A 21,561-nucleotide genomic window follows, 5' to 3' on the forward strand; every position below is an offset into this window, starting at 1 on the left:
TTTGTTTGTAAACTTAGTTTTTTCCGCATGAAAAAGACCATTTTTGTATCTTTTTACCTTCTTATGAGCTGGGTGGCGTTAGGCCAACCCGCCGAACGGTTTTATAAAGTGGTGGTGGCTCCCGATCACTTCGACTGGACGTACAAAACGGGCGAAAATGTGAAGTTTACTATTTCTGTCCTCCAAAATGGAAATTTGGTAAAAAATGCCCGCATTCGCTACGAAGTTGGCCCCGAAAAAATGGAGCCGACCAAAAAAGAAACCCTTTCACTCCCCACAGGCTCGCTGACGGTAGAGGCTGGCACGATGAAAACGGCTGGTTTTCTGCGCTGTATCGCATTTGCAGAAATCGATGGGAAAGAATACAAAGGGCTGGCGACGGCGGGTTTTGACCCACTGAGTATTCAGCCGACGGTGGATAATCCCTCGGATTTTGATACATTTTGGATTAACGCAAAAGCAGATTTGGCCAAAATTCCTTTAGACGCTAAAATGACGCTTTTGCCCGAACGCTGCACAGAAAAAGTAAATGTGTATCACGTAAATATTCAAAATTTCCGAATGGGTGCGCGCCTTTATGGGATTTTGTGCGTTCCCAAAAAAGAAGGAAAATATCCCGCATTGCTTCATGTACCAGGTGCGGGTGTGCGCCCGTATGGCGGAGATATTGCCAATGCCGAAAAAGGAATCATTACGTTGCAAATCGGCATCCACGGCATTCCAGTGACGATGGAGCCTACCGTTTACACCGATTTAGGGGCAGGCGCATTTAATGGTTACTGGGCGTATAACATGGACGATCGCGACCGTTTTTATTACAAGCGGGTATATTTAGGCTGTGTGCGTGCCAATGATTTCTTGACGAGCTTACCGCAATACGACGGTTCAAATTTGGCCGTGACGGGCGGAAGCCAAGGCGGGGCGTTGTCGATTGTGACAGCAGGGTTAGATAACCGTGTCAAGTGGTTAGGGGCGTTTTATCCAGCGTTGTCAGATGTGACGGGATACTTGAAAGGGCGTGCGGGAGGGTGGCCGCATTATTTTGATAAAAACACGATTGCGTTTGGTAATAAACCCGACAAAATCGCGACGATTGGCTACTATGACGTCGTAAATTTTGCGCGAAGAGTCAAAGTGCCAGGGTATTACTCGTGGGGATTCAACGACGAAACCTGCCCGCCAACGTCCATGTACGCGTCCTACAACGTTATTTCGGCTTCCAAAGAGTTGTTTTTAGCCCTTGAAACAGGACACTGGACCTACCCCGAACAAAACGAACGAATGACGGGCTGGTTGGTGAATAAATTGACTGGGAAATAGAGATTTATTGGTATAAAACAAAAACGGCTTCGAGTGATCCCGAAGCCGTTTTTTGTTGGTGTTAGAGAGAAAATATTACTTATTAAGGAGTTCGTCGAAAGTCAATGAAACGTAGTACATCGAGCCGACGGTCGGATTACCCCATCCTGTGGTATATTGTTTACCGAGAATATTCGAGCCTCCAATTTTTAAGATAGATTTGAGGCTTGCGAGTTTTTTGCTCACTTGAGCGTCAAGTGTTCCGAAGGCAGGAATCGTAAGTTGATTACTGTTTTGAGGTAAGCGAGCTAAGGTAGGTTGAATTAAGTCTGTCCAGTCAAATTCTGATTGGTGTCGCCACACAATGTTAAAGCCCCACCCAGAGTTTCTAAAGTTACGATTTCCAAAATTCAAATTGTAACGATACTTGGGCGTATTAAAGTCTAACTGAAACCCATCGCTTAGTGAGTTGACGTTCTTCTTTCCATCAAACATTTTTACGCCACCCGCATTGAGCGTATTATTAGAAATATTACCCCCGATTGTAAAGTTTTTAGGCAAGATATAATCTATACCAATACCAAACCCGTGGGTTTTGATATCACCAGTATAACTGGTGGACATGGAAATGATTTGCGGGATAGCTGCATTACGAAGCAAGACACCACTTTTGTAATTTTTCATTGTGGTATTATAGTAATAAGCATCCACTAACACTTTCTTGGCAATCATTGATTTATATCCTAGTTCGAAGCTTATAGCACGTTCTGGCTTAAACTCTGGGAAATTCCACGCTTGCCCTGTTACTATGTTGGTAGAACCACCCCCTTCACGGAGTTTATAATTATCCCAAAGAGCAGGAAGGCCACCAATCAAGAGCGATACAGGGGTATTGAGGTTGATGTACTGATTTTGATTGGTTGGAATCCGAAATCCTGTTTGGTAAGATGCACGAATGTTATGGTTTTTATTCACAGTATAAACAGCCGAGAACCGAGGGCTCCATTGGCCTGCAAAGTTTTCGTTTTTATCATAACGAACAGACCCTGTAAGTTTTAGAACATCTTTGATGTTTTTACTCATTTGTGCGTATCCCCCAAACTCATTGATGCTATACTCACTACCATCCGATTTTTTCAAGAATAACGTTCCGTTTGAGTTAAGAGCATACTGTCTGAAATTACCCCCCACAATAATTTCTAACACTTTAGGGTCAATTACCTTGTTGAAATTATACATGGCTTCAGCGTGGTAAAGACGTGTTTTATCCACAAATAAAGCACCGTTAGGAATAGCATTCGCTTTGACTTGGTCAGCGATTTGGGCAAAACGAGGGTCGCCAGGAAGTACGCGCCCCTGATCGGCCACCCCTCTTGCGGCATTGTGGAAAGCACCCGCGTTGTTATTGACTGCTCCCAAGGCCGTTGCATAAGCTGCCTGCGGAGTTTGGCCTGCTTGTAATGCCGCTTGGAAAGCAGGAACAAATGTTTGGAATGCACCACCAGCATAGGTCAAGGCATATTGGGGGTACCAACCTTGGGCTAACCCAGCGAGGCCCGCTGATGCAGGCGGAACGCTTGGTTTCCAGGCTTCGTTGATGTAAGTTCCTAAAAGCCCAGCGGCGTAGGTATCTCCCGAGTTTTCGGCAGTTACGTATCCACGAACGAAGAAGTTTGACCCTCTAAGCTCTGCTTTGTACAACCCCATTGTAAAGTTTTTAAGCTGGTAGCGGTCAGAAGAAGTATAAACAGTAGAACCAGAACCCCAGTTTGCTTGAATAATGGCTTCGACTCTGTCGTTAATTCTGTAATGGAGGGCAGCGTTTAATTTTAGGCTTTTGGTGGTATAATCGACCAAATCAAATTCATTATAACCCGTTCTTGATACTGCAACGTTGGGCAACAAAATGTCATTGATAAGTTGTGAAGCTGGAATTCTTGTCGCAGCGGCAAATTGATTGACACCACCTACCAGTTGCGCTAGAGGGGCGCTTATGGCATTAAGCTGGGCAAGTGGTACCCCGAGAAGTTGGGTGAAAGTAGGACGTAAACTTGCTAACCCAGCCCCGCTTGAGTTTTCATCACCGTATATATTGACACCATCATATCCAGGATTAGAACGGCTGCCATTGGCGGGTGTAGTTCCACGAAAGCTTTGGTCTCGGTAATCATTTACTTGCCAATCTTGAGCGGTAATGTACCCTACATTTAACTTGAACGCAAATTTGTTATTAAAGGCTTTGGCATAGCGAAACGCAACGTCATAAAAAGGAGTAGTTTTGGTAGAGCGGTTATCAGCACTCATAATACCCATTTTTGCTGAGGCACTAGCACCCTGATAAAGGAATGGACTTTTACTGTTCATTAACAATAAACCATTAATAGCATTGGGGCCATATAATGCTGACGCAGCTCCTGGGAGTAGTTCGACACTTTCTAAGTCGAGCTCTGAGATCCCCACAATATTACCAACCGAAAAATTTAACCCTGGGGCTTGGTTGTCAATTCCATCAATGAGTTGCACAACGCGGCTGTTACCGTTGCCAGTAAAACCCCGAGTATTCACGGAAGTAAACAATAACGATTGGGTACTTACCTCCACTCCTTTTAAATTCCGAATGGCATCATAAAAATTAGCAGAAGGGGTTTCACGAATACCTCTGATGTCCATTTTCTCGACCGTAACAGGCGATTGTAGAACGCTTTCTTCTACCCGCGATGCCGATACCACTACTTCTTGGCCTAGCATTACTTGCTCTTTGAGCGAAACTTTGATGTCGGAGCGGTCGCCAGTTACTTGTATTTCTTGGCTTTCGTATCCCACTGAGGACACGACCAAAGCAAAAGGTGTGGGAGTGCTTGTTGTAAGAGAAAAATTGCCTTTGGAGTCGGTGATGGTACCAATTACTTTTCCTTTTACCTGAATACTTACTCCCACTAAGCCTTCACGCGTATTTGCATCGGTGATATTTCCCGATAATTTGGTTTGTGCCAGCAACGTACCTGCACTGACTAACCATGCCGTTAAATAAAACACGGCATTACGTAGTGATTTACTCATAGGTTTTTAATTGGTTTTAGATTGCTCTTGTGATAATTTTACTGCGTAATATTCGCTCTTTTAAAGATAATTTACAATTTATACTTTGTATATTCATATCATAAAAGTGTTATGCACGCATAATTATTTGAAAAATACAAAATGGACTTTTTGAAAAAACGCTTATTTTGGACAATTGCGGGAATAATTGGTATATATCATGCCGCAGAAGCACAGGTTATTTTGCGAAATTCGTACAGTGTTGGAACGGTTCCGATTGCGCCAGATTATTCTCTTACAACGAGCTGGGCAGCACTGCCTACTAAAAAAGATGCCGCCGACAACTTGCCCCTAAAATCGAAAGAACTAGTAGATGGACAAGCCGAGGCAAAAGCGGATGTGTTCTTCATTCACCCCACTATTTATACGCAAAAACCCGCAGAAGCCACATTTGAATGGAATGCTGACATCAACGATGCGGCGCTGAATAAAAAAGTGGATGAGTCCACAATTCGGAACCAAGCTTCGATTTTTAATGGTTCGTGTCGGGTCTATGCGCCGCGTTATCGGCAAGCGCATTATTATTCTTTTGTTACCCCAAATCAAGAAGACAGACAGCGAGCGCTTGATTTGGCCTACGCAGATGTCAAAAAAGCGTTTGAATATTATTTAGCACAATACCACGAAGGACGCCCTATTGTCATCGCTTCACATAGCCAAGGTACGCTGCACGCAAAACGCCTGCTCAAAGAGTTTTTTGATGGCAAACCGCTCCAACAAAAGCTCGTTTTTGCGTATCTGGTGGGCGACATTGCAGGGCCACCTGCGCAGCCCAACGAATTTGAATTTATTAAACCTGCGCGTTCTGCCGAAGAAGTAGGTGGTTTTGCGTCTTGGCATACGTATTTACGCGACTATTTCCCCGAAAAGTACCAAACGTACCATTTTTCGACGGCTGTTTGTACCAATCCTCTTACTTGGCGATTAGACGAAACTTATGCCCCTAAAAGTCTGAATAAAGGAGGTGTTGGTTTACGGTTTACCTTCCAGCCTCAGCTGGCTGATGCCCAAGTCCACCAAGGGCTTTTGTGGATACACAAGCCTTACGTCAAAGGGCGGTTTTTGTTACGCACCAAGGTTTGGCACAGCGCCGATATGAATCTTTTTTGGCAGAGCATCCGAGAAAACGTAGCTTTGCGTATAGAAAATTATTGGAAGAATGCGGGAAAGTAACGCGCTAACGACTTCAATGACAACTATTCATCTTATTTTGACTTTAGATTAATGAATCAACATACATACGTCATCATCATGGCAGGAGGGGTCGGAACACGCTTCTGGCCTTTTAGCCGCAACAACAACCCAAAACAGTTTCATGATGTTTTGGGGACGGGTAAAACATTACTCCAGCAAACAGCAAGCCGTTTTGAGGGTGTTTGTCCCGATGAAAATATCTACATCGTTACGAGTACTGAATATTATCAATTGGTCAAAACACAGTTGCCGTTTTTGAGTGATGACCAAATCTTGCTTGAACCCAACCGCCGCAACACCGCGCCGTGCATTGCGTATGCGTGTTATAAAATCGCGGCCAAAGACCCGCAAGCAACGGTGGTTGTCGCCCCTGCTGATCACATTATCTTGAAAGAAGAAGTATTCAAAGAAAAAGTCAGATTGGCCCTCGACGTGGCAGCCCAAAGTGAGGTGTTGATTACGTTGGGAATTCAGCCTACGCGCCCCGATACGGGCTATGGCTACATTCAGTATTTGCCTTCGGAAGGGTTGGTGAAAAAAGTGAAGACATTTACCGAAAAACCGCAACTTGAAATCGCCGTTAAGTTTTTGGAAAGTGGTGATTTTGTGTGGAATGCAGGGATTTTTATTTGGGGGGTGCGTTCTATTATCAAAGCATTTGAAGCGCACTTGCCTGAGGTAGCGGAGGTGTTTGCCGAAGGGAAAAGCGATTATTATACCGACGCTGAAAAAGGGTTTATTGAAAAAGCGTACATGCTTTGCAAAAATATTTCCATTGACTTTGGTATCATGGAAAAAGCAGAAAATGTATTTGTTGTTTTGAGCGATTTGGGTTGGTCTGATTTGGGAACGTGGAAGTCGATGTACGATATTTCGACCAAAGATGAAGAACGAAACGCGGCAGACGGAAAACTGATGCTTTACGATACCAAAAATTGCATTATCAAAACCCCTAAAGATAAACTAGTGGTGGTGCAGGGATTAGAAGGGTACATTGTCGCTGAAAACGACGGTGTACTTATGATTTGTAAAATCGATGAAGAACAGCGCGTGCGGGATTTTGTAGCCGATGCCAAAGCGCTTGGAAATCAATATATCTAGTAAAAAAACCTCCCGAAAGTTCAAAACTTTCGGGAGGTTCAAAACTTTCGGGAGGTTGACCCTTAGGCTTCTTGTAAAATAGCCGTTACTTCAATTTCAATCAAGTATTCGGGGGCAATGAGTTTGCTAATTTCTACCATCGTCGTACAAGGACGAATCTCTCCAAAAAACTCTCCGTGCGCACGTCCGTACGTTTCCCATTGCGCAATATCTGTCACAAATAGACGGGTTCTTACCACATCTTTGAGTGAAGCGCCTGCTTGAACGAGCACTTTCTCGATTTTTTCAATGATAAATTTGGTTTGGCCATAGGCATCTCCGACGGCTACGGGGCCATTTTCATCGGCGGCAACTGTACCCGTGACTTCAATAATGTTTCCGATACGTACTGCGCGGGAATAGCCAATAATAGCTTCCCAAGGGGCTCCAGTGGAGAGGTTTACTCTTTGTGACATTCGTTTATGTATGATTGATGGGTAAAAAAATTACTCGTTTTTAGCGCCACCCTGCTGACCTGCTTTTGGCGGCTGGGCCTGCTGGGCTTCACGCATTGGGTTAGAGCCTCCACGTTGGAAACCACCCCCTTTGAATAGTTGGAAACGCGTTGGTTGCGTTGGCTGACGTGGGAAGCTGTTGCTCTCTTCGTCGATGTCGGCAATTTCACGGAATGGGTCTAACGTCCACTGAACCACTTTCTTTTTCGTGGTAATAACTTTCGACACTTGTTGGTCGTTCAAACGCCAGATTTCCGCTGGGAAGCGCGCTACCGAATCCGTGCCGTCTTCAAACTGCATTTTTACAATCACGGGCATTGGCAAACCTCCTTTGTTTTTCACTTTCAAGGTATAGAAATTCATCCCTGATTCGACCAATTTGCGCTCATCGGGTGTTAAGCTTGCCAAGTACGTTTCGTATTTCTTTTTATCAGCGTCCGTCACTTTGTAAGGGTCGTACGAGTTGTAGAAATCCTTCATGTCAGGATTTTTCTCTACCACTGACTCCTTGATGAAGTCCTTATCGCGCTGACGAGCAATTGTTTCCCGCTTACTGTTGGCTACTGCTCGCTGTTCCGCTTTGGTGATTTCAGGGTTTTGCGTGTCAAGGGCAAACCATTCTACTTCTACCAAATCTTGGTCAACGGGCTCAGTGCCGTAGAACCAGCCTTTCCAAAACCAATCTAAATCCACGCCCGAAGCATCTTCCATTGTACGGAAGAAATCGGCAGGAGTTGGGTGTTTAAACTTCCAGCGGTTGGCGTATTCTTTGAACGCATAATCGAACAATTCACGTCCCATAATTGTCTCGCGCAAAATATTCAAACCAGTCGCAGGTTTGGTGTAGGCATTTGGACCAAAGCCCATGATGTTATCAGAACTCGACATGATAGGTACCTGTTTGCTTTGCTCGGTACGCATGTATTCGGTGATATTTTGAGGCTCAGCCACGTCTCCACCGAGGTTACGATCCCATTCTTTGGTAGTTAAATACTCCATGAACGAGTTTAAGCCTTCGTCCATCCACGACCATTGGCGCTCGTCAGAGTTCACAATCATTGGAAACCAGTTGTGCCCTACTTCGTGGATAACCACCTGAATCAAAAAGTTTTTGATTCCTTCCGAATATGTTCCGTCAGCATCGGGTCGAGCTCCGTTGAATGAAATCATCGGGTATTCCATCCCTCCCACGGGGCCGTGTACCGACTGCGCAACTGGATATGGATAGTCGAAGGTGAATTTTGAGTACGTTTTTACCGTATGCGCCACCAACATGGTTGAATATTGTCCCCAAAGCGGATTGGCTTCTTTAGGGTAAAACGACATGGCCAATACTTTTTTGCCGTTGAGTTCTACGTTCATGGCATCCCAGATGAACTTACGGCTACTAGCAAAAGCAAAATCACGGACGTTGTCGGCTTTGAATACCCAGGTCTTTTTACCATTAGGTTTGTTGGCTTCGTTTTTAGTTGCTTCGTCTTGGCTGACAACCAAAACGGGCTTATCGAACGTGGTGCGCGCTTTTTCTAAGCGCTTCAATTGCTCCGATGAAAGAATTTGCGAAGCGTTTTGAAGCTCACCACTCGCACCTACGATGTGGTCGTTAGGGACAGTAATCGCTACTTTATAATTTCCGAATGGCAAGGTAAACTCGCCTTGACCCAAAAACTGCTTGTTTTGCCAGCCGTTTACGTCGTCATACACGCAAGCACGCGGGAACCACTGAGCGATTTCGTAAATGAAGTTGCCATCTTTGGCAAAAAACTCAGCGCCACCGCGAGCACCTTGGGCAAAGCGAAAATCGGTGATGTTGAAGTTCCAATCAATCTGAAAACTGACCGATTGACCCGAACGAATAGGAGCGTTAAGGTCGATACGCATCATGGTTTCATTGATGCGATAACGGAGGGCCTGCCCCGTTTTAGGATCTTTCACCGCCGTAATTTTATGACCGTAATCCTTGTCAATCATCGAACGGGTCATGGACGTAGCAGGCATTCCTTTTTCGTTGATAGAGCTCGTCCGCGTCTGATTGGCCATGGAGTTTTTGGCAAAAAGGTTCTGGTCAAGCTGAATCCACAAATAACGTAGCTCATCGGGTGAGTTGTTGAAATATGTTACTACTTCTGAGCCCGTAAGGCGTTGTTTTTCATCGTCGATTTCGGCTTTGATGTCATAATCAACGCGGTTTTGCCAATATTCCTTTCCTGGCGCTCCCGATGCGGTGCGGTAGGTGTTGGGAGTTGGCAGGGAAGTTCCCATTTGTTCAAAACGGGAATTGGCGTGGTAGTTGGCGGCGGGGGGTTGTGCGATAAGCGGCGAAAGTGCACCAAATAGGTAGCACAATAGCAGGACAAAAAACTTATTCATTGGGGTTTGTTGATTGAGTTAAGTCGGTTAATGATTTCTCTTTCTGAAATGGATGATTGTTCACTTTTGTCGTAAATGCTTAGTAAATAAACAGTTTCGTCGATGATTTTAGCATACGTTATTACTCGCGCACCTGCGCTTTTACCCTTGTTTTTGGATTTGATCGGAATACGAATCTTATAGCAGTCCTTACCAATAGCAGTGCCTTGAAGAGGGTTTTCTTCCAGTGTTTCTATCAGGGATAAATAATCGTACTTTAAAGAATGATATTTTTTAGACAAGCGTTTAAGCTCCTTTTCAAAGTCTTGAACGGCTATAATTTTAAAGCTCATCGAAAAGTTCTCTAGCTGTTTTTAACTTAATCTTCCCTTGAGCGTGAAGTTCTGCTTGGCGGAAAGACCGTTCGAGGCTATCCAAAAACTCCTCTTTGGTAGGTGGTTGGTCGCTGTCATCATCTTCTATTTTTACTTTTGCTTTGACGGCCTTGGCCATTTCTAAAAACAAATTTCGATGACGCTCTTTCGTTTCTATAATGATTCGCATGACTTGAGCTGTTTACTGACCAAAAGTATGAAAATATTTTTTACCTCGGTAATGTCTTGTACAACACAAAACCAATTGCGGCAAAAATGATATTAGGCAGCCATACCGCCACGATAGCAGGAATAGTACCGGATTCGGCAATCCCTTTGGCCAACATAAAAAACAACAGATAGACGAAGGCCAATATAAACCCAAACGCAATTTGCAACCCTGAACCACGGCGGCTTTTTCGGGCCGATACAACTACTCCGATGATGGTCAGGATGATAAAGGCAAAGGGGTGCGTAAAGCGGGTGTATTTTTCGAGCAAATAAGTCTCGACCCCGTCGGCTCCGCGAAGTTTTAGCAAATCAATATAGTCATTGAGTTGTGTTAGCGTTAGCTCTTCGAAACGATTTTTATCATTTTCAAAGTCTTTGGGACTGAGGTTCAGCGTGGTGTCAATTTGTGTCCCTTTGGTGATGGTTTCGGTCAGGCCGTCGATTTTCCGAATTCGATAATCGTAAACCGTCCATTTTTTCTTTTTAGGCTCCCAAACGATGCGGTCAGAAGTAAGTTTTTCTTTCAGTTGATTGCCTTCGATGCGTTCTAGTGTAAACTTATATCCCGTTAGCGAAGCGTTGTTGTAACTCTCAAGGTAAGCATACAGTTTAGGAGCTACTTTAATGTGGAAGTTGCGCTGATTGAAATAATATTGGTCTTCGATGTATTTGTATTCAAACCCCAATCGGATTTTGTTAGCTCTAGGAATGACCCAGCCTACCATGTAAAACGTAAACAAAGCCAACATGGCCGAACCAATAAAATAAGGAACCAACATCCTTAGAAAACTTACCCCGCTACTAAAAATGGCAATGATTTCGGTGCGAGCTGCCATCCGAGCCGTAAAGAAAACGGTGGCAATAAATACCAACAGTGGGCTAAGGTAGTTGGCGTAGTAAGGAATCAGATTGGCGTAATAGTCAAACAGAATCTCGCTCGCAGGCGGGTTGAACTTACGGAAGTTGTCGATTTTTTCGGTGAAGTCAATCACGCAGATAATAAGCAACGTGATGAGCACCGTAAAAACGTAAGTAATGAGAAAGTTTTTAAGAATATAACGGTCTAATAGTTTCATGATTTATAATCAGAGTACATTTGATAGCTTTCTAAAAAAGCATTTAAGAGGTTCTCCCGTTCGGTGTTATTTCTATGGATTAGAACAGCTCCTAAAATAACAACATCGTCTAATGAAAACGAAAAATCGTACTTTTCGAGGTCAGTAGTACGGAATTTTATAAACCATTTATCAAAGACTCTTTTTCGTGCAAACTGTTTTTTATCGATACTCTCGCAAACATAAATCAGCACATTTTGATGATTTTCGAAGAAATTGGATAAAAAATATAAAATCGTCGAAGGGACTCTTGCGTCAACAGGCAGTTCTTTGAAACTAAATTCTAACAATTTTGCGACCCTTTTTGTTAATGATAGATGTGTTACCTTTACTCAATTCTTGATGAATTTCGTTTTTATCACTCATCATTTTTCGTACAGTTTCTTCTAAACTGCTTCCTTTAGGAATATTGATTTTGATTTCCATGGTGCTTGCAGTTGTATAAATCTTTGATTCTATTTACTAAACCATGCTGACTACTATTTAGCAAGTGTGGTTTTCTTGTTTTACACAAAGCTACTAAAATAATAAAACCGCTCGTAATCAACGAGCGGTTTTTAGATTATTTAACGCTTAAACTTCGAAAGTCCAGAATCGAGAAATTGCACAAATTCTTCGGTGCTTGCGTAGCCAATGGGCTTGGTGAGTAGCTCACCTTCGGGGCTGATGACGCAGTAAAAGGGCTGAGCGTTGTTGTTAAATTTCGTAATTTGCAAATCCGCGTTTTTGTCACCGATGGTTGTTTTTTCGCGCTTATCGTAAGTTGATACAAACTGTTGTTCTTTAGGAAGTTCGGTTTTGTCATCCACGTAAAGCGAAGCAATCACAAACTCTTTCTTGAGGCGGTCCAGCACTTCGGGTTGCGGCCAAACGTTGGCTTCCATTTTGCGGCAGTTGGCGCAATTGAAACCTGTAAAATCAACAAATACAGGTTTGCCTGCGGCTTTGGCTTGGGCCAAGGCTTGTTCGTAATCAAAAAATCCTTCAAGGCCATGTGGTAAGTGAGGTTTGCTGCGGTCAAGTTTGGCCGTATTTCCCGTACTTGTTCCACCAACGGCGTTGGTCAAGAAAAAGTCTTGAGTTTGTTCAGGAGGCAACCAGCCCGACAATGCCCGAAGAGGCGCTCCAAACATCCCTGGAAGCATATATACTACGAAAGCGAAAGTCGAAGACGAAATCAATAAGCGCGGAATCGTTACTCCTTTTACAGGAGAGTCTTTGTCCATGCGAAGTTTACCAAGTACATAAAAACCAATGATGGTGAACAAAACAATCCAAATCGCGAGGAAAATTTCGCGGTCAAGCACATTCCAGCGGTAAGCTAAGTCAATGTTACTCAAAAACTTGAGTGCCAATGCAAACTCCAATAACCCAAATACCACCTTAAATTCGTTGAGCCATCCACCCGATTTGGGAAGGCTTTTCAAGAATTTCGGGAACATGGCTAAGCCCGTAAACACCACGGCGAAAGGCATTGAAAAAGCAATCATCCCAAGCACAGGACGCATCACTTCGTTGCCTTTGGAGGCCAAAATAAGGAGCGAACCTGCAATGGGTGCTGTACACGAAAACGAAACCACAACGAGTGTAAGGGCCATGAAGAAAATTCCGATAAGGCCGCCTTTATCGGCTTGTTTATCGACATTATTCACAAATGAACTTGGCAACACTATCTCAAATAGACCCAAAAACGACAAACCAAATAAGATAAATACCACAAAGAAAATGGCGTTGGGCGCCCAGTGGGTACTGATAAAGTTGGCGGCTTGTGCTCCTCCAATGCGTGATACTAAGAAACCCAGTAAGGTAAAAATAGAAACGATGGAAAGGCCATACAACAAAGCCTTGCCAGTGCCGTGCTCTTGTTTGGTAAAATAACTCACCGTCATCGGCATGATAGGATAAATACATGGCATGAAAATAGACGCCAAACCTCCCAAGAAACAAGCTAATAAGAAACTCCACAACGACTCTTCTTCGGCGGGTTCTGGGGTAGTTGTCGTTTCTGAAGATTCAGCAACTGCCCCAGACGTTGTTTCTGGAGCGGTAGTTGGTGTTGCGGCAACAGTATTGCTGTCTTTGGTGGGAGTTGCCGTAACTTGCTCGATTGGCTGGCCTGCTACGGGCTGAGTTGTAGTAGCGGCCGCAGCGTCGGCAGCTACTTTAATATCGGTAATTTTAAAATCAGCACTTCCCATGGTGCAGAGCCCATCGTTTTGGCAAGTTTGATAATCAACTGCTACTTCGATTTGCGGGTTGGCCTTGAGAATCTTTACTTTTTGTACAAAAGAACCCGTGCCTTCTGCGACGCTTGTATTGCCTCCCCAAACCTCTTCGTAAAAGTTGTGAAACCCAACGGGTTTTATTTTACCTACCAATTGATACGTATCATTGGGCTTGAACTTAAACTCAGTAGGATTTGGGCCATCCTTTACCTCAAATTCGGTCGAGTACAAATGCCAAGTGGGATCGATAGCCGCAATGAACTTAATTTCGACAACGTCTCCTACTTTTACCTCTTTTTTAGGCGATTCGACATTCCATTTTGCGTGATTTTGGACTTGCCCAAAGGTGGTGAGGGTCAAGAGTATTAAAAGAGCACTGATTACACTTTTCATAAAATACGTTATAGATAACGGTTTGTTTTACTTAATTTTTTGCAACGACTTGGCGTTTACCTTTCGTATAACTTCGTTTCGTTTAAACTTTACGCGCCAGACCGCCAAATGTGTGGCATCTTCCCCAAAACATTTGTGACAAATGCTACTTTGCAGCGAAACGGGCGCATTATATACCAGTACCGTGTCGCCTAACTTTTGAATATTTGGGATTTGCGAGAGTTTGTTTTCCGCATTATATACGTACGCATCAAGAACTTCTTTTTCTTTGGCCGACAATGCGGGGTTTTTGAGGTCTTTTGTACCTAAGAGGTTGATTTCTGCGGTATATAACTTTTCCAATGAGTCTATTTGTGGCAACTTTTGCAATTGGCAAAAAGCCACAGCATCTGAAGGGGATTTCGCTAGGGAGTTTTCGAGGTTTGCTTGTGCTTGTTTTACAATTCTTTGGCCCCAGTCATCCACAATAGTCACGACTTGTTGGGTCGTAACGCGTTTGATTTGCATACTTTTTACCTTCTCAACGGCTTCTTTGGAGCCATTGACACGCCTTTCCATATTGCAACTAACAAATAATAGACCAATGAACGCTACGAGCGTAAACGACGAGGGATAATTCACAAAGAGATGGATTTAGAATACAAAATTATCTTTATTCTGATGTAAAGCCAAAACGCCTCAGCAACTGGTTTGGTTCAGAAAAAAGCGTTACGAAAGCCGTATTTGTTGATAATATATGTATAAAGTGCAATTTCTTTTGGCCATTACCCCTGCACTACAAACAAGTATTTTGGAGCTGCTTGATATTTAAAATTACAACTATTTCTTCAAAACCTACTATTTTGGTAACGTTCCCGATAACGATTGCATAAAAAAATCCGTAAAAAGCCACCCTAAGTTTAATTATAACTTCCTATATTTCAATTAACAAGTCAACTACCCAAAAAGTACGTCTTTTAATGTTTCTTAAAAAAAGACAATTTTAAATAGGAAATAAGATGAACAGTGCTCTAATTTCAATTAATCCCTCTGATAAAGTACCTAAGTACAAGCAAATTGTGCAATCGGTGATGCGGGATATTGAAAGAGGGGTTTTGAAAAAAGGAGATCAGCTGCCGTCGATAAGCGAACTGAGTATTGAGTATTTGTTGGCTCGTGACACGGTAGAAAAAGCGTACCGCGAGCTGCGGGCGAAGGGGCTTATCACATCGGTACAAGGAAAAGGCTATTATGTGCAGTCGGATAGTGATAAGAAAATTAAAATACTTTTGATTTTCAATAAATTAAGCTCTTATAAGAAGATAATTTATTACTCATTCTTAAAAGCGCTTGGCGATACTGCGATTGTGGATTTGCAGGTACACCATTACAGTGCAAGTCGTTTCCAGGAAATCATTGAGCAAAATTTGGGTGCTTACAACTATTACGTGGTCATGCCGCATTTTACCCAAGACCTCGATAAAGCTGGTTATTTGGATACGTTGAAAAGCATTCCGAAGAATGAGCTGGTGTTGTTAGACCGAGATATTCCCGAACTGACTTCTAATCCACTGAGCATTTATCAGCGTTTTGATAAGGATATTTTTGAAGCGTTGGAAAATGCCAATGATTTGCTCTTGAAATACTCAAAAATAGCCCTGGTTTTTCCGTCGGACGGAAATTATCCCGTGGAAATTGTACAGGGCGTGAGAAATTTCTGCATCAATTACCATAAAAAATTTGAAGTAAAGGATACCATTAACGACGAAATACTGGAGACAAAAACGGCCTACATCGTCGTAGAAGAAAACGACTTGGCGGAGTTAGCCAAAAAAGTAAAACAGGCAGGATATACGCTCGGCAAAGAAATAGGTTTGATTTCGTTTAATGAAACGACACTCAAGGAGTTGCTAGGAATCACAGTCGTCAGTACCGATTTTGAGACGATGGGACGTACAGCAGCTTCGCTTTTGTTGAACAAACAACGAATAAAAGTAAAAAACCCATTTTACATGATTCGGAGAGGATCTTTGTGATGTGGAGAGGGTTGCTCACAACCCGACGGTTTCTGAGAGGGTCGAATATTGTGCTAAGGGTTGCTCACAACCCGCCTGAAAAGAGAATAAGAATTTTTACTGAGAGGAACAGATGGTTTTTAAACAGCCCGTAAAATTTTACGGGCTGTTTTTTTTATCTCCAATAGTAGCGCACTCAAAACAACATCTATTGATGAGCTAGTTGGTTTTTAAGCAGAAGGTGGGTATTATAACTTCACAACTTCGGTGCCTGCCAAGAGAAAACAGCCCAAGCCAAAGTCTTCGTAATCGGGTTGTTTGTCGTAGCTGAGAGGTTGGCCATCTTTGGGCTCTTTTCCCGTGCCTTGCACCCAGCCTAAAAAGCCGTTGGGATGGACACATTCTTTTAGCATGGCATTCATGGCCTTGGCAACGACGGGCTGGTACGTTTTCTTGTCCAAAAGACCAGTACGCATTCCCCACGCCATTCCATATACAAAAAGAGCCGTACCAGTAAGTTCTTTACCTCCAAAATCCGTTTCGTCGGTTAGGCTTACGTTCCAGTAGCCATCGGGGCGCTGGAGGGCAGACAGGGCTTTCATCATTTCGAGGTACGTTTTTTGGTATTCTTCGCGGTGAGGGGCGTTTTTGGGCATAATGTCGAGTACCCGTACCAAAGCTGCTACTACCCAGCCATTCCCGCGCGACCAATAGCAGTTTTTACCTGCGGGGGTTTTGTACGGTGGGTCAAAGTCCTTATCGCGCCACCAAAGCCCTTCGGCAGGGTTGTAAAGCCCCTTGTCGCCGTGCTGGTTTTTGGTGAACAAATACATATCGTACATTTTTTCGTAGTAGCGATTGTCGTCATAAATTACCCCCAACTTGGCAAAAACGGGCATCGCCATTTGCAGGGCATCCACCCACGACCAGTCATCTTTCTTTTCGCTGTTGACTAGGTTGTCCATGCAGGCTTTGATGTCGCGGATACGTTCCTCTTTTTTATCCATGAGGTAGAGGTCAATGTAGGTTTGTCCGCAGCATTGGTCATCGCCGTTGCGGGTAGTAATGCCATTCCGAAGTCCCCATTTATGGACTTCTCCCCACGAAATAGCATAGTCGAGGTACTGTTTTTGAGGGTCAATTTGGTAAAGCGCCATGAGTCCCTCGTAATAAACGCCACGGGTCCAGATATTGCTGGGGCGTGTACGGTCTTTTCCTACAATAGGTTTTCCCACATCCGACCATTTGTTCATAAAATACGCATTGGCCGAGGTCATGGCTTTTAAGAGGTCTTTCTTTTTGGGCAGTTTTTGGGCAAAAACAGCGGTTGTTACCCACAAACTACAGCAAATGATAGTTATATATTTCACGTTAATGGTTTGATTTTCATTGTATTGAAAAAAAGACTACTACTTCTTCTGTAGCAACTGTACCGAACTGTCGTTAATCTCAAATTGCTTGTTTTTCAGTAAATTAATTACTTCTGCCCCCGCCAAAATCACGGGGCCATAGCCGTGAGCAGCAAATGGACTGATGGGACGGTGATAATAAAAAGCGGGGTCAAAGCCCATACCTGTACCTACACACGTACCCTCTACCTGACCTTTTTCATTTACTTTGGTCGCGACGGCGTTCCAGCCTAGCAAGGCCATGGGAGCATACGCAAGGCCATCAATCCAGCCTTTGTTGATGGCGTGCGCGATGGCATAGGTATAAATAGCGGTCGCTGAAGTTTCTAAATAAGAATCTTCGCGGTCGAGCAATTGGTGCCAAAAACCAGAACCTGATTGGTACGATGCCAAGCCTTTGACGTGCGCTTTTAACAAGGCGATGATTTCAGGGCGGGCAGGATGGTTTTCTGGCAATACGTCGAGTACTTCTACTTTGGTAAGAAGCCCCCAGCCGTTGGCACGAGCCCAGTGGAATTGTGGATGCTCAGTCATGCCTTCTACCCAGCCGTGCATATATACGCCTTTTTCTTTATTGAACATTCGCTTTGCAAACTGCAAAATTTGCTTGGCGGCTTCGTCGTAGTATTTTTTGTCGCCTGTGAGTTTTCCCATTTGGGCTAAGGCAGGTACTCCCATAAACAAATCGTCGAGCCAAAGCGTGTTAGGTTGCGGGCGATTTCGAGCGAGTGTGCCGTCGCTGAGGCGGTGTTCTTTGGTTAAAATATAATTGATGTGATTGTCGATAAGTGGGCGTAGGTTAGACGTGTTTCCACCGCGCGTTGCTTTAATCATAGCCGCACACATGGCACCGCAATCGTCGAGGGCATGTGGCGTTAATAAGCCGCGAAGTGGTCCTTTTGTTCCCCAGTCGGCGTGCTCTTCGGTCGTTTTTTTGAAGTAAGGAGCGGCATTGGCGATAAACTCCAAGCGTCTGTCCACGTACTCTTTATAGCGGCCGTCGCCCGTGATTTGACTGGCCAGAAGCATAGCACCGTAGGTAACACCCCACTCGTAGCTGACCAAGCGAAAATCTCCTTTTTGGAGGGCGGTATTTTCATCAATTTTTGACAAATCACTGACGGTTTCGCCCGTTTTGGAGTTGACAAATGCAGTAGGGGTGACGTTATTCAAATATCCATGAATACGGTCTAACGTCCCCTTGATGTCGTTGGCTTTTGAGATTCCGTAGGGGACAGGGTAGTCGGGTTGAAGCAAATGCAAAGGCGTGTTGGAGTCGTTGGCGTTGGTTACGTTTCGTTGGGCCGATGCAGTTATCGAAAAACAAGCCGCAAGAAGCGTGGAAGCGGCAAGCGAGCGGAAGATAGCAGGTTTCATAAGTAATAGGTTTGGTACAAAATTGATAAAGTTTGGGTTTACAACATTCCCGTACCCACCTGTGAAAGAAAAAGATACAAGAAATAGCACGCCCAATGTATAGCTGTACTTGGTGAAAACTTTATTTTTGCAAATCTACTGTAACTCTTGGTATGCTCACTGCCCTACTCATAGACGATGAACAAAACAGCACTGATGTGTTGGTATATGACTTACAGCACTTTTGTCCTGAGGTTTCGGTAGTAGCTACGTTTGAAAACCCTGCGGACGCCATCGGGTTTTTGAAAGAACATTCCGTAGATGTGGTGTTTTTGGACATTTCGATGCCCGAAATGAGTGGTTTCGACTTTCTGGAGGCGCTTCCTTCGGTCGGTTTTGAGATTGTGTTTGTGACGGCTTACGAAGAATTTGCCTTGGCGGCCTTTGATTTTTATGCCCTCGATTATTTGGTAAAACCCGTGGCTCCCGAAAAACTAACTCGGGCGGTGGAGCGGTTGTTGACAAAGAAAAAAGAAAATCAGAAGGTCGATTACGCTAATATTCAGGCGCTTTTGGGTAATTTGACCCTGATGCAACAAGACTCGACCTCGATGGCAATTCCGACTCAAGAAGGCTACGAAATCCTCAAAACGGGCGATGTGGTTTTGTTAGAAGCCGACGGAAGTTATACCAACGTTGTGCTCAAAACGGGAGATACAGTGCTGGTTTCTCGAAATTTGAAGGATTTTGAGCGAATGTTACCCCTTCGGAAATTTGCTCGTATTCACCATTCGTATATTATCAACATCGACTACATCAAAAAATACCAAAAAGGCGACGGTGGGGTTGTGACCATGACCAACGGAAAGGCACTGTCGGTGTCGCGTGCTAACAAAGCTAAATTGTTGACGCTCATTCGGGGCGATTTCTAACCGACCGCTCGTGAACAATTGTAGTTTTTGGTAGGATTTTACTGCTTTATTCTAAAACTTCGTGGCCTACAGTTTGTAACCTATGGGGCATTGGCGAAATTGGTGGATGGCCGTTTGGGCCTTTTGGCTACCGTTGTACGCAGCGGGGCAAAACACCGTGCGCCTTGATTCCTCGCTTGCGTTGCCCTTTGATCTTACTTCGGCAGTTTCGGTTTGGATTGATTCGACGGGAGAGGTTGCCGACGAACAGGCCATGACTGAAGGGCAGTTTACCCCGCTGAAAACCACAACAATTCCTCGGCTGCTGCAAAAAGAAGTACATTACAGTTATTGGGTACGGTTGACCCTCCAAAATGCAACGTCGGTGCCGCAAGAGCTGCTTTTGACGTTGGGCAATTTTTACGAAACAACGCTCTACGAACGCAGTCCAACTGCACAAACCCTCTATCAACGATATACCTCTCAGCGCTTACTTCCTTCAGAGCGATTGTACCGGTACGACCATCGGTATTTTCCCCTCCATTTTTCCCCTCACCAGTCGCGCTATTTATACGCCAAAATTCGTGCTCTGACGGGAAAGCCGTTTGAGATAAGGCCGTTTTTGTACAGCTACGAGGCTGAGGCCAAAGAACGCGTGAAGGGCCTGTACGACGATTATTTTCCGATGGCAGTCAACCACGAATTGATGGCAGTTTTGGCGTTTTTAACCGTTTTTTTTCTGTTCCAATGGGTCTTAAATCGCCAAAGGTATTTGCTGCTTTACTCCTTTTACCTCATGTCAATGTGGGGGTTTGCGGCCTATGGTGCTTCCTATTCGTCGTACGTGGTGGATTACATCAGCTATGTACCTTTTCTGCGTTTTACGTTGCAACAAAACTTCTACATCCTGCTGACGCTGTTTACACACACCTTCTTTTTGTTTGAAATTTTGGGGATGAAAAACTGGCCGTCGAGTTGGACCAAGCGCTATTTTGAACGTTTGTTTTACGTAGTAGGAGGTCTGCTGGCGATTGAGCTAGTGCTTACGGTGGTGTATCGCCGCCTCGACCTTGAGACCAATTTTCATCAATTGTGCCAATTTGCGTTACCCGTCCTTAATGTGACGAGCCTCGTGTTGCTTTGGGCCACCAAAGAGCGCGTGTCTTGGTTCATCAAGTTGGGGGCATTGGTGATGGTGATCGGAACCACTATCGGCTTTGCATCGGTCGCGTTGGGATGGGCGCCCATGAGTTCGATGCTGCTCACGCACTACCCAAACGTCTATTTCAATTACGGCGTACTGATTGATATTTTGTTTTTCTCGTTGGCAACGGGGGAAAAAATGGTGCAAGTTCAGCGCGAACGAAATCGGTTGCTGCAAAATTATGCCCTCTCGGAACTGACGACGTTGCGCACGCAAATCAACCCGCATTTTTTGTTCAATAGCCTCAACTCCATCAAAAGTTACATCATTAAAAATAAAACGCAGGAAGCCGCAGCTTACCTTACCGATTTTTCGGTATTGATGCGCGAGATTTTGGACAAAAGCCGCGAACAGTTTTTGCCGTTGGGGCAAGAATTGGAAATCATTCGACAATACTTGTTGTTGGAGCAACGTCGTTTTAGCCAGCCTTTTCAAATCGACATACAAATCGACGAAGCCATCGACCTCGACGCTGTTCAAGTACCTGCCTTTTTGTTACAACCTTTTGTAGAAAATGCCATCAAACACGGTTTTAAGCGGCTGGAAAGAGAGGGTTGTGTTTGGGTGAAAGTCAGTAGTTTAGAAGATGGCATCGCAATAATCATCGAAGACAACGGCATTGGCCGAGACAAAGCCGCAAAACTTCGTTTGGCATCGGTCAAGCACCGTTCAATGGGCCTCTCGTTGGTTGAAAACCGTTTGCGATTGTTGCGCGAAATCTACCATTGGAACATCGATCTAACAATAGAAGACGTTGTGCCTTCAACGGGTACGCGCGTAACCTTACGTATTCCCTTTTTTGATTAAAGCATA

General features: G+C 44.2%; 18 protein-coding genes. 6 read left to right on the forward strand and 12 right to left on the reverse strand.

Annotation, left to right across the window (positions count from 1 at the left end):
- Positions 1-27 precede the first annotated feature (27 nt).
- Positions 28-1,320 carry an acetylxylan esterase gene (locus tag DTQ70_RS24015; protein WP_122933143.1) on the forward strand — a complete coding sequence of 431 codons (1,293 nt, stop codon included), beginning with the start codon at positions 28-30 and terminating at the stop codon, positions 1,318-1,320.
- Between the two features lie 75 nt (positions 1,321-1,395).
- On the opposite strand, the gene DTQ70_RS24020 is transcribed toward DTQ70_RS24015, so the two are convergent.
- Positions 1,396-4,359 carry a TonB-dependent receptor gene (locus DTQ70_RS24020; protein WP_122933144.1) on the reverse strand — a complete coding sequence of 988 codons (2,964 nt, stop codon included), beginning with the start codon at positions 4,357-4,359 and terminating at the stop codon, positions 1,396-1,398.
- A gap of 150 nt (positions 4,360-4,509) precedes the next feature.
- Between DTQ70_RS24020 and DTQ70_RS24025 the strand changes: the two genes are divergently transcribed.
- Both DTQ70_RS24025 and DTQ70_RS24030 read left to right on the forward strand, forming a co-directional pair.
- Positions 4,510-5,571, forward strand: a complete 1,062-nt coding sequence (locus tag DTQ70_RS24025; RefSeq protein WP_229600001.1) for a DUF3089 domain-containing protein — start codon at positions 4,510-4,512, stop codon at positions 5,569-5,571.
- A 51-nt stretch (positions 5,572-5,622) separates the two neighbouring features.
- Positions 5,623-6,693 (forward strand): mannose-1-phosphate guanylyltransferase, encoded by a 1,071-nt coding sequence (locus tag DTQ70_RS24030; protein WP_122933146.1) that lies wholly within the window; start codon positions 5,623-5,625, stop codon positions 6,691-6,693.
- Positions 6,694-6,755: 62 nt separating this feature from the next.
- On the opposite strand, the gene DTQ70_RS24035 is transcribed toward DTQ70_RS24030, so the two are convergent.
- The 9 genes from DTQ70_RS24035 to DTQ70_RS24070 form a co-directional block, all read right to left on the reverse strand.
- Complete coding sequence (locus tag DTQ70_RS24035) at positions 6,756-7,148, reverse strand: RidA family protein (RefSeq protein ID WP_028522434.1); 393 nt, start codon at positions 7,146-7,148, stop codon at positions 6,756-6,758.
- 30 nt (positions 7,149-7,178) lie between these two features.
- On the reverse strand, positions 7,179-9,557 hold the full coding sequence (locus tag DTQ70_RS24040; RefSeq protein ID WP_122933147.1) for a M1 family metallopeptidase: 2,379 nt from the start codon (positions 9,555-9,557) through the stop codon (positions 7,179-7,181).
- Positions 9,554-9,889: a type II toxin-antitoxin system RelE/ParE family toxin gene (locus tag DTQ70_RS24045; protein WP_122933148.1), complete on the reverse strand. Its 336-nt coding sequence runs from the start codon at positions 9,887-9,889 to the stop codon at positions 9,554-9,556. Before DTQ70_RS24045 ends, DTQ70_RS24040 begins: the two co-directional genes overlap by 4 nt.
- Entirely contained in the window at positions 9,879-10,100 is a 222-nt protein-coding gene (locus tag DTQ70_RS24050; protein ID WP_122933149.1) for a hypothetical protein, read from the reverse strand. Before DTQ70_RS24050 ends, DTQ70_RS24045 begins: the two co-directional genes overlap by 11 nt.
- A 40-nt stretch (positions 10,101-10,140) precedes the next feature.
- On the reverse strand, positions 10,141-11,217 hold the full coding sequence (locus DTQ70_RS24055; protein ID WP_122933150.1) for an LptF/LptG family permease: 1,077 nt from the start codon (positions 11,215-11,217) through the stop codon (positions 10,141-10,143).
- The gene (locus tag DTQ70_RS31350; RefSeq protein WP_409050420.1) at positions 11,214-11,546 is read right to left on the reverse strand and encodes a DUF6169 family protein; all 333 of its coding nucleotides are present in this window, start codon (positions 11,544-11,546) and stop codon (positions 11,214-11,216) included. The genes DTQ70_RS24055 and DTQ70_RS31350 overlap by 4 nt, the downstream gene beginning before the upstream one ends.
- A complete protein-coding gene (locus DTQ70_RS30860) occupies positions 11,533-11,682 on the reverse strand; it encodes a hypothetical protein (protein ID WP_164490184.1) in 150 nt (49 codons plus the stop codon). Before DTQ70_RS30860 ends, DTQ70_RS31350 begins: the two co-directional genes overlap by 14 nt.
- Positions 11,683-11,822: 140 nt before the next feature.
- Positions 11,823-13,874 carry a thioredoxin family protein gene (locus tag DTQ70_RS24065; RefSeq protein WP_122933152.1) on the reverse strand — a complete coding sequence of 684 codons (2,052 nt, stop codon included), beginning with the start codon at positions 13,872-13,874 and terminating at the stop codon, positions 11,823-11,825.
- 27 nt (positions 13,875-13,901) lie between these two features.
- The gene (locus tag DTQ70_RS24070) at positions 13,902-14,495 is read right to left on the reverse strand and encodes a hypothetical protein (RefSeq protein WP_164490185.1); all 594 of its coding nucleotides are present in this window, start codon (positions 14,493-14,495) and stop codon (positions 13,902-13,904) included.
- A gap of 377 nt (positions 14,496-14,872) precedes the next feature.
- Here DTQ70_RS24070 and DTQ70_RS24075 point away from each other — a divergent pair, with 377 nt between their 5' ends.
- Complete coding sequence (locus DTQ70_RS24075; protein WP_122933154.1) at positions 14,873-15,889, forward strand: GntR family transcriptional regulator; 1,017 nt, start codon at positions 14,873-14,875, stop codon at positions 15,887-15,889.
- Between the two features lie 227 nt (positions 15,890-16,116).
- Here the strand turns inward: DTQ70_RS24075 and DTQ70_RS24080 are convergent, their stop codons facing one another.
- The gene (locus DTQ70_RS24080; protein WP_229600002.1) at positions 16,117-17,238 is read right to left on the reverse strand and encodes a glycoside hydrolase family 88 protein; all 1,122 of its coding nucleotides are present in this window, start codon (positions 17,236-17,238) and stop codon (positions 16,117-16,119) included.
- 39 nt (positions 17,239-17,277) lie between these two features.
- Positions 17,278-18,654: a glycoside hydrolase family 105 protein gene (locus tag DTQ70_RS24085; RefSeq protein ID WP_229600003.1), complete on the reverse strand. Its 1,377-nt coding sequence runs from the start codon at positions 18,652-18,654 to the stop codon at positions 17,278-17,280.
- Between the two features lie 152 nt (positions 18,655-18,806).
- On the opposite strand from DTQ70_RS24085, the gene DTQ70_RS24090 reads away from it, so the two are divergent.
- Together DTQ70_RS24090 and DTQ70_RS24095 are read left to right on the forward strand one after the other, a co-directional pair.
- Positions 18,807-19,565 (forward strand): LytTR family DNA-binding domain-containing protein, encoded by a 759-nt coding sequence (locus DTQ70_RS24090; RefSeq protein ID WP_122933156.1) that lies wholly within the window; start codon positions 18,807-18,809, stop codon positions 19,563-19,565.
- A gap of 82 nt (positions 19,566-19,647) precedes the next feature.
- Positions 19,648-21,555: a histidine kinase gene (locus DTQ70_RS24095; protein ID WP_122933157.1), complete on the forward strand. Its 1,908-nt coding sequence runs from the start codon at positions 19,648-19,650 to the stop codon at positions 21,553-21,555.
- Positions 21,556-21,561 lie beyond the last annotated feature (6 nt).

This window comes from Runella sp. SP2 (genome assembly GCF_003711225.1).
Taxonomy (GTDB): Bacteria; Bacteroidota; Bacteroidia; order Cytophagales; family Spirosomataceae; genus Runella.